The following is a 13,998-nucleotide window of genomic DNA, read 5'->3' as shown; positions in this document are numbered from 1 at the left end:
TGGCGGAGATAGAATTGAAGACAAAAACCGTAAGGCTTCTGTCTTCAAGATCGTTTTAGGCAGAAGCCTTGTCGATGAACTTAACCGCATCACCAACGGTCAAGATTGTTTCTGCAGCGTCATCGGGAATTTCTACACCGAATTCTTCTTCAAAAGCCATAACCAGCTCTACGGTGTCAAGGCTATCAGCGCCCAGATCATCGATGAAGCTTGCGCCTTCGGTTACTTTGTCTGCATCAACACCAAGATGTTCTACGACGATTTTCTTGACGCGGTCTGCTGTATCACTCATGTCGGATCCTCGACTTTTGTTGTTTCCCTGCCTTGGTTAGCGGCATGGGCTCATCTAATCAAGCAATAGATGCGTTTCCCCCAACCATTTTTAGGGTTTCATACGCATCCTGTGGATATCCCCTGCGGGACGAACCGATTTAAGTAACCGGGTTCAAGCGCGGCAATTACCATGGCAAACGCATAGACGCAAAGATAATTTAGCAAATAAGTCGTCTTTCTTCAGTTTTCAGCCGAATTTCGCCTGTATTCAACGATTAAACGGTGTCAAAACGGCTCATCAGCGATAATCATATGGGCCGGAATGGGAGTTGAAACGTCAAAAAGCGTTCAAAATGCAAAAAAACTGCGGACTTGAATCACAAGATCGCAGCTTTTGATTGTCTCGAAATTTAGGCTCTTGAGGCAAACAGCCTTAAATCATCGCCATCCCGCCATTGACGTGCATTGTCTGCCCCGTCACGAACGCGGCCTCGTCACTGGCTAGATAGACAGCAGCAGCCGCAACATCAGCGCTTGTCCCCATGCGCTTCATCGGGATTGCCGACATGATTGTTTCTTTTTGCTTGTCATTCAACTTGTCTGTCATCGCCGACTCAATAAAGCCCGGTGCAATACAATTGACCGTAACGTTACGGCTTGCAATTTCCTGGGCCAAAGATTTGGAAAAACCGATGACACCTGCTTTGGTCGCGCAATAATTCGTCTGACCGGGATTACCAATAACACCAACAATCGAGGAAATGTTGATTATACGGCCGAAACGACGGCGCATCATAGGATGGGTCAGCTCTCGCGTCAGAGTAAACACAGAAGAAAGGTTGACAGCAAGCACATCATCCCAATCCTCATCACTCATGCGCACAAAGAGACCGTCACGGGTAATGCCGGCATTATTCACCAGGATATCAACCCCATCCATCTCTTTTTCTGCGCGCTCTGCAAGTTCTTTGACCGCGGCACGATCAGAAAGATTCGCCGGGAAGACAAAAGTGTTTTCTCCAAGGCTATCTGCCAATTCCTGCAGCTTTTCAACCCGAGTCCCATGAAGTCCGACGATTGCACCCTGCGCATGAAACGCCCGCGCAATTGCCTCGCCAATACCACCTGTTGCACCCGTAATCAGCGCTTTGCGCCCGTTCAGTTCAAACATTTTGAAATCCTCGACCTATACACCTAGCGCTTTCAGCGCATTCTCAATCTCTTCCCCGCTACCGACCGTTATACCCGCGATATCTTTATCGATACGCCGGGCAAGCCCCGTAAGAACCTTACCAGAACCAATTTCAAACAGTGTATCGACACCGTTACCGGCAAACCACTCTACGGTTTCACGCCATCTGACCCTTCCAGTCACTTGATGCACAAGCAATTCAATGATTTTCTGCGGATCACTTTCAGGTGCAACCGTGACATTAGGAACAAGCGGCACGACTGGCGCAAACTTATTGACATCCAACAAAGCGTCTTTCATCGCGTCTGCTGCAGGCTGCATCAGACTTGAATGGAACGGTGCCGATACCGGCAGCATGATAGCCCGTTTCGCGCCTTTTTCTGACGCCAGCCTAGCGGCGGCTTCCACGGCTTTAGTTTCGCCGGAAATAACTAGTTGCCCACCACCATTATCATTGGCGATCTGACAGGAACCATCCCCCAAGACAGCACTGCAAATTTCCTCAACAGCCTCTTCGTCGAGGCCGATAATCGCCGCCATTGCACCCTCACCCACAGCAACCGCCTCTTGCATCGCATTGCCGCGCGTCCGCAATAAACGGGCCGTATCAGCGAGGCTGAACGTACCGGCTGCACAAAGCGCCGAATATTCACCCAGCGAATGGCCGGCAACATAAGCAACCTTACTCTTGATATTCAATCCTCGCGATTGAAGCACTCGAATGACGGCCATCGAAACAGCCATTAAAGCAGGCTGTGCATTTGCGGTCAGTGTCAGCACATCATCGGGCCCATCAAACATAACTGCCGAGAGTTTTTCGCCAAGGGCATCGTCAACCTCTTCAAATACGGCGCGTGCTTCGACAAATTGCTCCGCCAAAGCTCTGCCCATACCGACAGCCTGACTTCCCTGTCCGGGAAAAGTAAATGCAGCAACCATTCGTGTTTACTCCTTGGTTGAAAAACATAGCCACTCCGCTCTTGGCCCATCAATCATGATAAAGTCAAGAAAAAGCCGCCTAATCCGTCTGGATATCTCGCATCTTCTGCTCCCTCAATGGCGGGATATGATAGCAAAGCGTGGGAACCAAAGGCAAAATGAACCGCAAAGTGACAGCGCTCATAATTGCGCCAATCACAACGCCACCAACGATATCGAAAGGATAATGAACACCGGTGAAAACGCGCGCCCAACATGTCAGCACGCCCAGAGCCAGCGCTACCATGGCGGCATTTTTATATCGGCAGAGATAGAGCGTCACACCATATGCGGCAAAGATCAATGCGTGATTGCTTGGAAAAGATGCATTGTTCTTATGATCTATGAGAGCAGCACCTAAACCGGCCGCAAATGGACGCGGACGGAAAAATAATACGCCAATGGCATGACTGATAATCAACCCTAAAAACACCGCCAACACAACCGCAACAGCGGCTTTCCTTTCAACAAGTCCACCGATGAACCATAAGATCAACAAATGGAACGGAATAAAATAGATAAGAAATTTTGCGCAGAAGACGCCGAACCAGACGAGAATCGTCCATGTCTGTGCTGTTCCGGCCAAAAAAGTAAAAAGTACCGTGTCAATCTGCGCTAAAAAAGCCATTCCGCCTTCACCTTCGCTTTCATACTAAAATGCTCCATAAGCATGTCATCTTTAATATACATTGCTATGATCAAGCCTCTTTTTGAACGCAATAATGGTTTTTTGCAGGCTTGGCTTGCTATTTTCACAAATTGACTGTAATGACCGCACGTTCGTTGTCAGCATTTGGCTGGGGGTTGAACGGAGGACCGGTTTATTTCCGGTAAGAAGCATAACTGTTTCGGGCCTCCCGTGTCTCCGCTCTCGAATGTCTCGAAGTCACGCGTCCTTTCTTCTTGGGGTACTCCCCTGAAAAGACAAGTCGCAGAGGCTCTGCGTCAAAGCTGGCATAGATTAATGGAAGAAAGGCAAAACAATGGCTCTTTATGAACATGTGTTCCTTGCCCGACAGGACATTGCGCCACAGCAGGTTGACCAGCTTGTAGAACTCTACAAGGGTGTTATCGAAGCAAATGGCGGAAAAGTCGGGCGTATCGAAAATTGGGGCTTGCGTCCCCTGACTTATCGTATTCGTAAGAATCGTAAGGCTTATTATGCACTGATGAACATCGATGCACCGGCAGCAGCAATTGCTGAAGTTGAACGTCAGATGCGCATTAACGAAGATATCCTGCGTTATATGACCATTCGTGTTGAGCAACATGAAGAAGGCCAATCCGCAATGCTTTCGCGCCGTGACCGTGATGACCGCTTCGGCAAGGATGAAGAGCGTCCGCGCCGTCCGCGCCGCCCACGTGAAGACGATGCCGCCGAAGGAGAAGAATAATGGTTGATATCAATCAGATCCCGACACGCCGTCCTTTTCACCGTCGTCGTAAGACCTGCCCTTTTACTGGTCCTAACGCACCGAAAATCGACTATAAGGACGTTAAGTTGTTGCAGCGCTACATTTCAGAGCGCGGCAAAATCGTTCCTTCCCGTATTACAGCTGTAAGCCAGAAGAAACAGCGCGAATTGGCCAAAGCCATTAAACGTGCCCGCTTCCTTGGCCTGTTGCCATACGTCGTAAAGTGATTATGTATTGCCGGGAGCAATCCCGGCAATATTTTCCTGTTCGGGCAGGATGATAAAAACCCGGAGTTGGAGCGAATCCCCGCCCCTAACTGCCACAGCAGGACAGCGAGTATGACACAGACAAATTCTCAAAACTTATCGGTCGGTCTTTTAGCCGGTTTGTTTGCCGCTGTGCTTGGCATGGCGATTGTCAGTCTGGTTACCGTTCTACCGGTTTTATCCATTATTTTAGGCTGTTTCATTTCTTTACCGATTTTTATTGCTGCATTCGGTTGGGGCACGCTTTCAAGCGTCATTGCCCTTTTAACAGCTACGCTCGTCCTCGGAATCGCTCAGAATTTTCATGTCGGTTTCGGCTTTATGCTGTTGTTCTTTTTGCCTGCCGTCTATGCTTCATGGCTTTTGGGGTTGGCGCAACCCGATGCTGATGGGCGCAGTGTAAAATGGTATCCACTATCATCTGTCATCTTTCTTCTTACCAGCTTTATTGCCATCATCTGCGTTCTTATTGGCGCGTATTTTCATAGCCAGCCATCAACCCCGATGATAGCGCAACAGGTTGCCGATTTGTTTGCCAACGCCATGCGGCAGGCCCAGTCTGCGAATGAAGCGGATATTCTCGCTTTCCGCGATATGATTGTGAGCAATATAGTACCCTTACTTTCAAGTGGGCTTGCGACTTACAGCTTGATCTTTCTGATTGGAAATCTTTATTTTTCGCTTGTGGGCGCGCAACGGATGAAGCGTTTGGCTCGCCCCCGTGAAGATTGGCCGACGAGTTTTCGGTTGCCGTTAGCAGCGGTTGTTATTTTTCTTGTCACTTTTCTTGCAACATTCGTCGAGTTCGGTTCCATCATCGATCTTTGTGCGATCGTTTTCTACACAACGTTTATGCTTGCGCTTTCAATTAGCGGTCTGGCTTATTTGCACAATCTGACGCGCGGTGTTCGTGGACGCACCGTCATTTTGTCACTCGTTTATATAGCCATTTTTACATTCGTCTTTGCTTTTCCGATCTCTATCATGATTTTCCTGATGGGGGTTTGGGCAGCCATCCAACACCGCCGCCAAACAAGCGGCGTAAAATCTTAAAACTTTATCTGAAAGGAAATAATCATGGATGTTATTCTACTTGAACGCATTGCCCGTCTCGGTCAAATGGGCGACGTTGTGTCGGTTAAGGATGGTTACGCACGTAACTTCCTTCTTCCTCAGGGCAAAGCGCTGCGTGCCAATGACACGAATAAAAAGCAGTTCGAAGCACAGCGTGCACAGCTTGAAGCCCGTAATCTTGAGCGTAAAAGCGAAGCTCAGCAGGTTGCTGATAAGCTTGATGGCAAATCATTTATCGTTGTGCGTTCTGCTGGTGAAACTGGTCAGCTTTACGGTTCTGTTTCCACACGCGATATCTCAGACATCATCACTTCGGAGGGCTTCTCTGTAGGTCGCAATCAGATCGAACTGAACCATCCGATCAAGACCATCGGTCTCCACAGCGTTGAAATCAGCCTTCATCCTGAAGTACAGGTTTCTGTCACTATCAATATTGCTCGCTCGGCCGATGAAGCCGAACGTCAGGCAGCTGGTGAAGATCTGACTTCAATCGAAGCAATTTACGGCATTGAAGAAAAGCCTCTCGCTGAAGAAGTCTTTGATGAGGATGAAGATGATATGGGAGAAGACGCATAAGCGTCTATCTATCCATAGTTTGAGCCATCGGGTCGCAAACATGTCGGTTCACTGGAACAGTTAGCATGTCAAGCGGTCACCAAAATATGAACACACCCGGCCCTCTGGTCGGGTGTTTTTTTTTGAAAATGGCATTATTGATAGAGAGACGATTTGCCGCTAGTTTTCTTTAAAACAATAGGATCAAGCGGTGATGCTTGTATGGTTATTGAGCGAAAACAGGAACGGTTTAGATGTTTGCTTTATTGAAAACGGCGGCTGGCCATATCATTTCCAAAGGCAATTTTTCCATTACTGACAGCAGCGGTGTTACGTATCAATTTGGCGATAACACCGGCACTCCCGTCCATATCCGTTTTACATCACCCAAATGGGAGCGCGAAGTTGCGCTTGATCCTGCACTGAAATTGGGCGAAGCCTATATGGAAGGTGGTTTTGAATTTATCGAGGGCGATATCTTAGTGCTGCTCGAAATCATTTTCGAAAGCACCGGGCCTATTGCTGAAAACCAGGTATGGATGAAAGCACTTTCTTTCATGCGCGCAGCGACCAAACGCTTTGCACAGATGAATACGCTCAATCGTTCAGCCCGCAATGTTCGCCATCATTACGATTTATCAGGGGAACTATATGATTTGTTCCTTGATCCCGATCGCCAGTATTCCTGTGCCTATTTCGAAACACCTGAAACAAGCTTGAATGACGCGCAATTGGCAAAAAAGCGCCACCTTGCCGCAAAGTTACAGCTTAAAGAAGGTGAGAAGCTACTTGATATCGGATGCGGCTGGGGTGGATTAGGTCTTTATATGGCGCGAGTTTTGGGTGCGGATGTTACGGGTGTGACATTGTCGCATGAGCAGCATGGAATTGCCAATCAACGTGCTAAGGATATGGGACTAGACAATAAAGCCAAGTTTCTTCTCCAAGATTATCGTGCCCTGACAAGCCAGTTTGACAAGATCGTTTCTGTCGGGATGTTTGAACATGTCGGTATAGGTCACTTCAAAGAATATTTCGACCACGTTAAACGCCTGATGAAGCCGGAAGGACGCTTTGTGCTGCATTCGATCGGTCGTTCAGGCGAGCCGGGAGCGACAAACCCTTGGATTGCAAAATACATTTTTCCAGGCGGCTATATTCCTTCTCTATCAGAAGTTCTGCCGATCATTGAACGTAGCGGCCTCATTGTCACTGACATTGAAATTTTGCGTTTACATTATGCTGACACACTCAAGGCTTGGCGCGAATCGTTTCTTGCCCATTGGGATGAAGCAAAAGCGCTCTATGACGAACGTTTCTGCCGCATGTGGGATTTTTATCTCGCTGCATCCGAAAGTGCTTTCCGCTGGCAGGGCATGATGGTGTTCCAAATACAATTGGCCCATAAACAGGATGCGGTGCCGTTGACACGCGATTACATCACACAGGAAGAAGCGCGTTTGCGCAAAATCGATGCCGACCCCAATTTGGTGCAAAAAAAGAACCCAATGGCGGATACGAAAAAAATAGCTGCGATGGCTACAAAGGATAAACCAGCTTCATCGAAAACCAAGAAAAAGCAGGTATCAAGCTAAACAAAGCAGATTGTCTTCCCGCTCTCAATTCGGGATCAGCGACGACTATGTGTCAAAGAGGCCTATGCCGCCGGCACTATTTTTAATGTGCGCAATGTTCTGTGTTTATGCTTGCAAATTCCGGACCGAGACCGTTAAATGCTAATGCAGTGATGCCGGTATTTGTATCAAATTATTTTCATACAAAAGTTGACGAAGCATTTGAGTTTCCACGCCCGATCTCTTATCTAAGAGATCAATAAGCTCATTGTGACTGATCGGCAGGAATTATAGTGCTTGAAAGCGTTAACTCCTTAACACGGTCTTTGGCGACGACATTAAATTAATTCGGACACATACAGGCGGATAGCGACACATCCATGGCAGACGCAAAAGTTCTCAATCTGGGCCAGGCAAAAGGTGAAGAAGGTTCTACCTTCAGGCAGGTGCCGCATAATATAGAAGCGGAACAGGCGCTTTTGGGTGCTATCCTCATCAACAACGATGCACTCGACCGGGTATCGGACTTTTTAAAGCCCACACACTTTTTTGAACCTTTGCACCAAACAATATTCGACGTTCTGGGCGAGACGATTAAAAAAGGCAAACTTGCCAATCCCGTTACAATCAAACCGTTTATACCGGCGGATGATAAGATCGGCGACATGACTGTATTCAACTATGTTGTCCGTATGGCAACCGAAGCAGTGACGATTATCAACGCCGAAGATTATGGACGTGCGATCTATGATCTATATATCCGCCGTTCGCTGATTGATTTGGGAAACGAGATCGTTAACACCGCCTTTGATGCTCCGATTGATGTGGCACCGTCGCAACAGATCGAGACGGTCGAGCAACGACTGTTCACCTTGGCAGAAACAGGCAAATATGGCGGCGGCTTCGAAAGCTTTAATGATGCTGTCAAAAAAGCAATCGATATGGCTGGTGCCGCCAAGAAAAGAACATCCCGTCTTTCCGGTATTCCTACGCAAATCAGAAAGCTCGACGAACAGATGGGCGGTCTGCAACGTTCCGATCTTATCATATTGGCAGGACGCCCCGGCATGGGTAAGACGTCATTGGCCACCAATATTGCCTTCAATGTAGCCAATGCATTTATTCAGGGTGAGGAAAACAAGGCATCAGGCCAAGAAAATGAAGGCGGCATTGTCGGCTTCTTCTCACTGGAAATGTCGTCTGAGCAATTGGCAACACGTATCATCTCGGAACAAGCAGAAGTTTCATCATCGAAAATCCGACGTGGTGACATCTCGGAAGATCAATTTGCCAAACTACTGCGCTCCATGAGCCGTTTACAGAAAGCGCCGCTTTATATCGATCAAACAGGTGGTATATCCATCGCGCAATTGGCTGCCCGTGCCCGACGTCTCAAACGCCAGCATGGTCTCGACGTCCTGATCATCGATTATGTCCAGCTAATGACCGGTGCCTCCAAACGTGCATCTGAAAACCGCGTGCAGGAAATAACAGAGATCACGACCGGCCTGAAAGCTTTGGCGAAGGAACTTAATGTTCCCATTATTGCTCTTTCACAGCTTTCCCGTCAGGTTGAAACCCGTGAAGATAAGCGTCCGCAACTCTCCGACCTTCGTGAATCGGGTTCTATCGAGCAGGACGCCGACGTTGTGCTCTTCGTTTATCGTGAAGAATACTATATCAAGAATAAGGAGCCGAAACTCGGCAGTACAGAGCATTTGGAATGGCAGACAGCCATGGATGACGTATTTGGCAAGGCCGAAGTTATCGTCGCCAAACAGCGCCATGGCCCCACCGGAACCGTAAGACTGGCCTTCCAATCTGAATTCACCCGCTTTACCGACCTGGCCGAAAGCGATTACCTGCCGGACCAGTTTGGTTAGACCTGATGGCAAAAAACCGCACGCAATTCATCTGTCAAAACTGCGGCGCCATCCATACGCGTTGGGCAGGTAAATGCGATGCCTGCGGAGAATGGAACACGCTCGTCGAAGAAGGTACGGCTGGCGGTATAGGGAGTGGCCCCGCCAAAAGCAGCCGCAAGGGACGCGCCGTTGCTTTAACCACACTATCGGGCGATATTGAAGATGCACCCCGCATCCAGTCAGGCATAGCAGAGCTGGATCGGGTAACGGGCGGTGGCTTTGTTCGCGGTTCGGCATTATTGGTGGGCGGCGATCCAGGCATTGGCAAATCCACCCTGTTGACACAAGCAGCAGCAGCCTTGGCACGACAGGGCCACAGTGTTGTTTATGTTTCGGGTGAGGAGGCCGTCGCGCAGATAAGGTTACGGGCTCAGCGCTTGAATGCCGCCGATACAAGTGTTGAATTGGCCGCTGAAACCAATGTTGAAGATATTCTTGCAACTTTGACCCAATCAAAGCGGCCCGATCTGGTCATCATTGATTCTATCCAAACCTTATGGTCGGATATGGCGGATTCTGCCCCCGGCACGGTCACGCAGGTACGCACCGGTGCGCAAGCGATGATCCGTTTTGCCAAACAAACCGGCGCTGCCGTGGTTCTCGTCGGCCATGTGACCAAGGATGGCCAGATTGCTGGCCCTCGCGTCGTCGAGCATATGGTTGATGGCGTGCTTTATTTTGAAGGTGAAGGCGGACATCATTATCGTATTCTTAGAACAGTAAAAAACCGTTTTGGGCCGACCGACGAGATCGGAGTCTTCGAAATGTCTGACAAAGGTTTACGCGAAGTCAGCAATCCTTCGGAATTATTCTTGGGCGAACGGAATGAAAAAGCTCCCGGTGCCGCTGTTTTCGCCGGCATGGAAGGTACACGTCCCATTCTTGTCGAGATACAGGCCTTGGTTGCGCCCTCCTCCCTTGGCACGCCTCGACGCGCTGTAGTTGGATGGGACGGTAACAGGCTTTCAATGATTCTTGCCGTGCTTGAAGCCCACTGCGGCGTGCGTTTTGGCCAGCATGATGTTTATCTCAATGTGGCGGGCGGCTATCGTATTTCGGAGCCAGCAGCCGATTTAGCGGTCGCTGCAGCCTTGGTTTCGTCAATTGCCGGCATAGCTCTGCCAGCAAATTTTGTTTATTTCGGCGAAGTTAGCCTTTCTGGCGCTGTGCGCGCGGTTGCACATTCAGGTCAAAGACTGAAAGAAGCTGAAAAACTGGGCTTCAAAGGTGCTATCCAACCTTCCGGCACCAGTGAAACCTTGAAATCGCCTTCTTTCCGGCAGACAAGTTTTTCCGATTTGCCCGAATTGGTTGCAGCCATTGCATCGGGAAAAAAGCGCACATCACCAACACAGGATTACTGAATGCGTTTTGCCAAGCCGATATCGGGTGGAAACCTTTGTAAACTTGAAAAAAATATTGATATTGACCCTAAAAGCATCATACCAATAGCCGAGCATTGTCAGTAAAGCTTTGCTGATCTTGATAGCCCACCGACGCGACACGTAAGGACAACACTGATGTTCATAACAGCCCTTGATGGCATCGTTATCGCTGTAATTTTGGTTTCAGCGTTTTTGGCCATGGTACGTGGTTTTTCACGTGAGGTTTTGTCGCTGGCATCCTGGGGTATCGCCGCCATTGCAGCATTACTGCTTTACAAACACATCCTTCCCTTTGTCGAGCCTTACCTCTCCAACAAAACAATCGCATTGATTGCAAGCCTTGCCATCGTTTTCATCGTCGTTTTTATCATCGTGTCGGTCATTACGATGAAGGTTGCGGATTTGATCATCGATAGCCGTATCGGTGCATTAGACAGGACCGTCGGCTTTATTTTCGGTGTTTTGCGCGGCCTTTTTATTATGGTTATCGCCATGCTGCTGGTAAATCAGCTGATTAAGCCAGAAGAACAATCGCCTTGGTTGAAAGATGCCAAGACCAAACCTATGTTGGATTCACTCAGCATGAAGGTTTGGGATTTGCTTCCCAAAGACCCCGAGTGGATCTTTGACAAGGCCTCCAGTGTTCTGAAAAAAGATGAACCGGCAAACGAAAGCGGCGTTGCAGAGACACCGGCACAAAGTGGCGACTAATTTTTTTGCTGCCAACCTTCAAGCGGCTCCTATTTTGTGATATTAACTGTTTTTAACATCTATACCGGAAGGCCATGATGGCAAAGAACGATCCTTCTCACCAGAATTTTTCGCTTGATGACGATACATTGCATGAAGAATGCGGTGTTTTCGGCATTTTAGGACATGAGGATGCGGCGACGTTAACCGCTCTTGGTCTGCACGCCCTGCAACATCGCGGGCAGGAAGCGGCGGGCATCGTTTCCTACCATGATTCTGTTTTTCATCAGGAAAAACACATGGGTCTTGTTGGGGATCACTATACAAATCCGGCAACATTGGCGCGATTGCCCGGCAATCGTGCAATTGGACATACCCGCTATTCAACAACGGGCGAAACAGCATTGCGAAATGTGCAGCCGCTTTTTGCCGAGCTTGAAGTGGGGGGCATCGCCATTGCCCATAATGGCAATCTGACCAATGGTCTGACATTGCGGCGTGAATTGATTGCTTCGGGTGCCATTTGCCAGTCTACATCCGATTCGGAAGTTGTTCTGCACCTTATCGCCCGCTCCCGCCATGTGTCATCGTCCGACCGTTTTGTTGATGCTATAAGGCAGGTCGAAGGCGGTTATGCCATGCTGGCACTTACCCGCACAAAACTGATTGCCGCACGTGACCCTATTGGTATTCGCCCCTTGGTAATGGGTGAACTTGATGGAAAACCTATTTTCTGCTCGGAAAGTTGTGCACTCGACATTATTGGGGCTAAATTCATTCGTGACGTTGAAAATGGCGAAATCATCATTTGTGAAATCCAGAAAAGCGGCGAAATCACAACGACCGTTATCAAACCGGAAGTTCAAAAACCTGAAAAGCTATGCCTTTTTGAATATGTCTATTTCGCCCGTCCGGATTCCATCGTTGGTGGACGAAGCGTTTATACAGCACGAAAAAACATGGGCATTCATCTGGCCAAAGAAGCTCCTTATGCAGGCGATGTTGTCGTGCCCGTGCCTGATGGCGGGACGCCTGCCGCAATCGGATATGCGCAGCAAAGTGGCATTCCATTCGAACTGGGCATCATCCGTAACCATTATGTTGGCCGCACTTTTATCGAACCAACACAGCAGATCCGTGCATTCGGTGTTAAGCTGAAGCATTCGGCCAACCGTCCAGTGATTGAGGGAAAAAGAGTTATCCTTGTCGATGATTCGATTGTTCGCGGGACGACTTCCGTCAAGATTGTGCAGATGCTGCGGGATGCGGGTGCAAGCGAGGTCCATATCCGCGTCGCAAGCCCGATGATATTTCATCCAGACTTTTATGGCATCGACACACCGGAAGCTGCTAAGCTTTTGGCCAATCAGTATCCTGACCTGCAATCAATGTGTGCTTTTATTGGCGCCGATTCCTTGCAGTTTCTGTCTATTGACGGTCTGTATGAGGCAGTGGGTGGCACCGTGCGCAATAATGACGATCCGCAATTCACTGATCATTATTTTACGGGCGATTATCCTACCCGTCTGGTTGACCAGGAAAATGTCAATAATGTTCATAAGTTATCGGTTCTGAGAAGCAGCCGTTAATGGATGTTGAATACCCCTTCGATCTTTCCGGTCGTATTGCTCTCATTACCGGCGCATCCCGCGGGATAGGGTATCAGCTTGCGTTGGAATTCGCCAAACGGGGCGCGCATATCATTGCTGTCGCACGCACGACAGGCGGTCTCGAAGAATTGGATGATCATATCTGCTCCATGGGTGCCAGTGCAACATTGGTGCCGCTCGATCTTCATGACATGGTTGCGATAGACCGTTTGGGTGACTCCATTCGCGAGCGTTGGGGAAAGCTTGATGTATTGGTCGCTAATGCAGGTGTATTGGGTACAATCGCGCCCGTTGCGCATGTTGAGGCGAAGATATTCGAAGACGTTTTTACAATCAACCTTATCAGCCAGTGGCGCTTGATTCGTGCGGTGGAACCATTATTGCGGCACTCTGATGCAGGGCGTGCTATCATCATGTCGTCCGGTGTAGCACATACTGCGCGTGCATTTTGGGGCCCCTATGCTGCATCAAAAGCTGCCATCGAAGTTTTAGGTCGTTGCTGGGCCGACGAACTGAAACAAACAAACGTCAAGGTGAATATTGCCAATCCCGGTGCTACGCGCACATCTATGCGTGCCAACGCTATGCCGGGAGAAGACCCAGAGATTTTGCCGACTGCAGAAGAGATAGCAGCAAAAATAGCACAGCTTGCATCGCCTGATCTGCAGGAAAATGGTCGTCTATTCGACGCCCGCAAAAATTGTTTTCTGAATTACCACAATCCCGATTAACACAGTCGGTTTCAAGCAACCCAACTGTAAGCTGCAGCGACCGTATCTAGCGTTTTTTTTGCATGGGATAGAACCACAAAATCTATGAGGTTAGGCAATTAAGTCCGCCTTTTCTGACTAATATCATTCGAACACTTCGATTTTTTTGTTCGCGGATACTATGCAATTTGATGTCTATTCTCCCTCTTCTCCCGATGGCAACAGGATAAGAAAAGGATCCGTTATCGTTTATATTCCTATATAGGCGATTCACTCTTTTAGACCCACACTTATAGCCCTCACGCTGCATTTTTTCAGTCGGTACGTCTTTCTTACAAATCATGAAGGATA

General features: G+C 48.7%; 14 protein-coding genes. 10 read left to right on the top strand and 4 right to left on the bottom strand.

Translation table 11 applies throughout. From position 1 onward, the window contains the following. Window positions 1-55 precede the first annotated feature (55 nt). The 4 genes from ACYSNS_RS05995 to ACYSNS_RS05980 form a co-directional block, all read right to left on the bottom strand. Window positions 56-292, bottom strand: a complete 237-nt coding sequence (locus tag ACYSNS_RS05995) for an acyl carrier protein (RefSeq protein WP_461722228.1) — start codon at window positions 290-292, stop codon at window positions 56-58. Window positions 293-706: 414 nt separating this feature from the next. Further along, window positions 707-1,444: a 3-oxoacyl-[acyl-carrier-protein] reductase gene (fabG, locus tag ACYSNS_RS05990; protein WP_461722227.1), complete on the bottom strand. Its 738-nt coding sequence runs from the start codon at window positions 1,442-1,444 to the stop codon at window positions 707-709. A gap of 15 nt (window positions 1,445-1,459) precedes the next feature. Beyond that, window positions 1,460-2,404, bottom strand: a complete 945-nt coding sequence (gene fabD / locus ACYSNS_RS05985) for an ACP S-malonyltransferase (RefSeq protein ID WP_461722226.1) — start codon at window positions 2,402-2,404, stop codon at window positions 1,460-1,462. Between the two features lie 79 nt (window positions 2,405-2,483). After that, entirely contained in the window at window positions 2,484-3,071 is a 588-nt protein-coding gene (locus tag ACYSNS_RS05980; protein ID WP_461722225.1) for an undecaprenyl-diphosphatase, read from the bottom strand. A gap of 355 nt (window positions 3,072-3,426) precedes the next feature. Between ACYSNS_RS05980 and rpsF the strand changes: the two genes are divergently transcribed. The 10 genes from rpsF (at window position 3,427) to ACYSNS_RS05930 (ending at window position 13,668) form a co-directional block, all read left to right on the top strand. Continuing rightward, window positions 3,427-3,837 (top strand): 30S ribosomal protein S6, encoded by a 411-nt coding sequence (rpsF, locus tag ACYSNS_RS05975; RefSeq protein ID WP_461722224.1) that lies wholly within the window; start codon window positions 3,427-3,429, stop codon window positions 3,835-3,837. After that, window positions 3,837-4,085: a 30S ribosomal protein S18 gene (gene rpsR, locus ACYSNS_RS05970; RefSeq protein WP_461722223.1), complete on the top strand. Its 249-nt coding sequence runs from the start codon at window positions 3,837-3,839 to the stop codon at window positions 4,083-4,085. Before rpsF ends, rpsR begins: the two co-directional genes overlap by 1 nt. A gap of 111 nt (window positions 4,086-4,196) precedes the next feature. Beyond that, window positions 4,197-5,177 carry a DUF2232 domain-containing protein gene (locus ACYSNS_RS05965; RefSeq protein ID WP_461722222.1) on the top strand — a complete coding sequence of 327 codons (981 nt, stop codon included), beginning with the start codon at window positions 4,197-4,199 and terminating at the stop codon, window positions 5,175-5,177. Window positions 5,178-5,201: 24 nt separating this feature from the next. Further along, the gene (gene rplI, locus ACYSNS_RS05960; RefSeq protein WP_461722221.1) at window positions 5,202-5,774 is read left to right on the top strand and encodes a 50S ribosomal protein L9; all 573 of its coding nucleotides are present in this window, start codon (window positions 5,202-5,204) and stop codon (window positions 5,772-5,774) included. 233 nt (window positions 5,775-6,007) lie between these two features. Next, window positions 6,008-7,348 (top strand): class I SAM-dependent methyltransferase, encoded by a 1,341-nt coding sequence (locus tag ACYSNS_RS05955; RefSeq protein ID WP_461722220.1) that lies wholly within the window; start codon window positions 6,008-6,010, stop codon window positions 7,346-7,348. A gap of 359 nt (window positions 7,349-7,707) precedes the next feature. Further along, entirely contained in the window at window positions 7,708-9,210 is a 1,503-nt protein-coding gene (locus ACYSNS_RS05950) for a replicative DNA helicase (RefSeq protein ID WP_461722219.1), read from the top strand. Between the two features lie 5 nt (window positions 9,211-9,215). Further along, window positions 9,216-10,616: a DNA repair protein RadA gene (gene radA, locus ACYSNS_RS05945; protein ID WP_461722218.1), complete on the top strand. Its 1,401-nt coding sequence runs from the start codon at window positions 9,216-9,218 to the stop codon at window positions 10,614-10,616. Between the two features lie 156 nt (window positions 10,617-10,772). Then, the gene (locus ACYSNS_RS05940) at window positions 10,773-11,348 is read left to right on the top strand and encodes a CvpA family protein (protein WP_461722217.1); all 576 of its coding nucleotides are present in this window, start codon (window positions 10,773-10,775) and stop codon (window positions 11,346-11,348) included. 77 nt (window positions 11,349-11,425) lie between these two features. Then, window positions 11,426-12,916, top strand: a complete 1,491-nt coding sequence (gene purF / locus ACYSNS_RS05935; RefSeq protein ID WP_461722405.1) for an amidophosphoribosyltransferase — start codon at window positions 11,426-11,428, stop codon at window positions 12,914-12,916. Next, window positions 12,916-13,668 (top strand): SDR family NAD(P)-dependent oxidoreductase, encoded by a 753-nt coding sequence (locus tag ACYSNS_RS05930; protein ID WP_461722216.1) that lies wholly within the window; start codon window positions 12,916-12,918, stop codon window positions 13,666-13,668. Before purF ends, ACYSNS_RS05930 begins: the two co-directional genes overlap by 1 nt. Window positions 13,669-13,998: the final 330 nt, after the last annotated feature.

It is taken from the genome of Bartonella sp. LJL80, assembly GCF_054871565.1.
The sequence above is the reverse complement of the archived record's forward strand: the minus strand, read 5'-3'. Positions and strand labels throughout refer to the sequence as shown.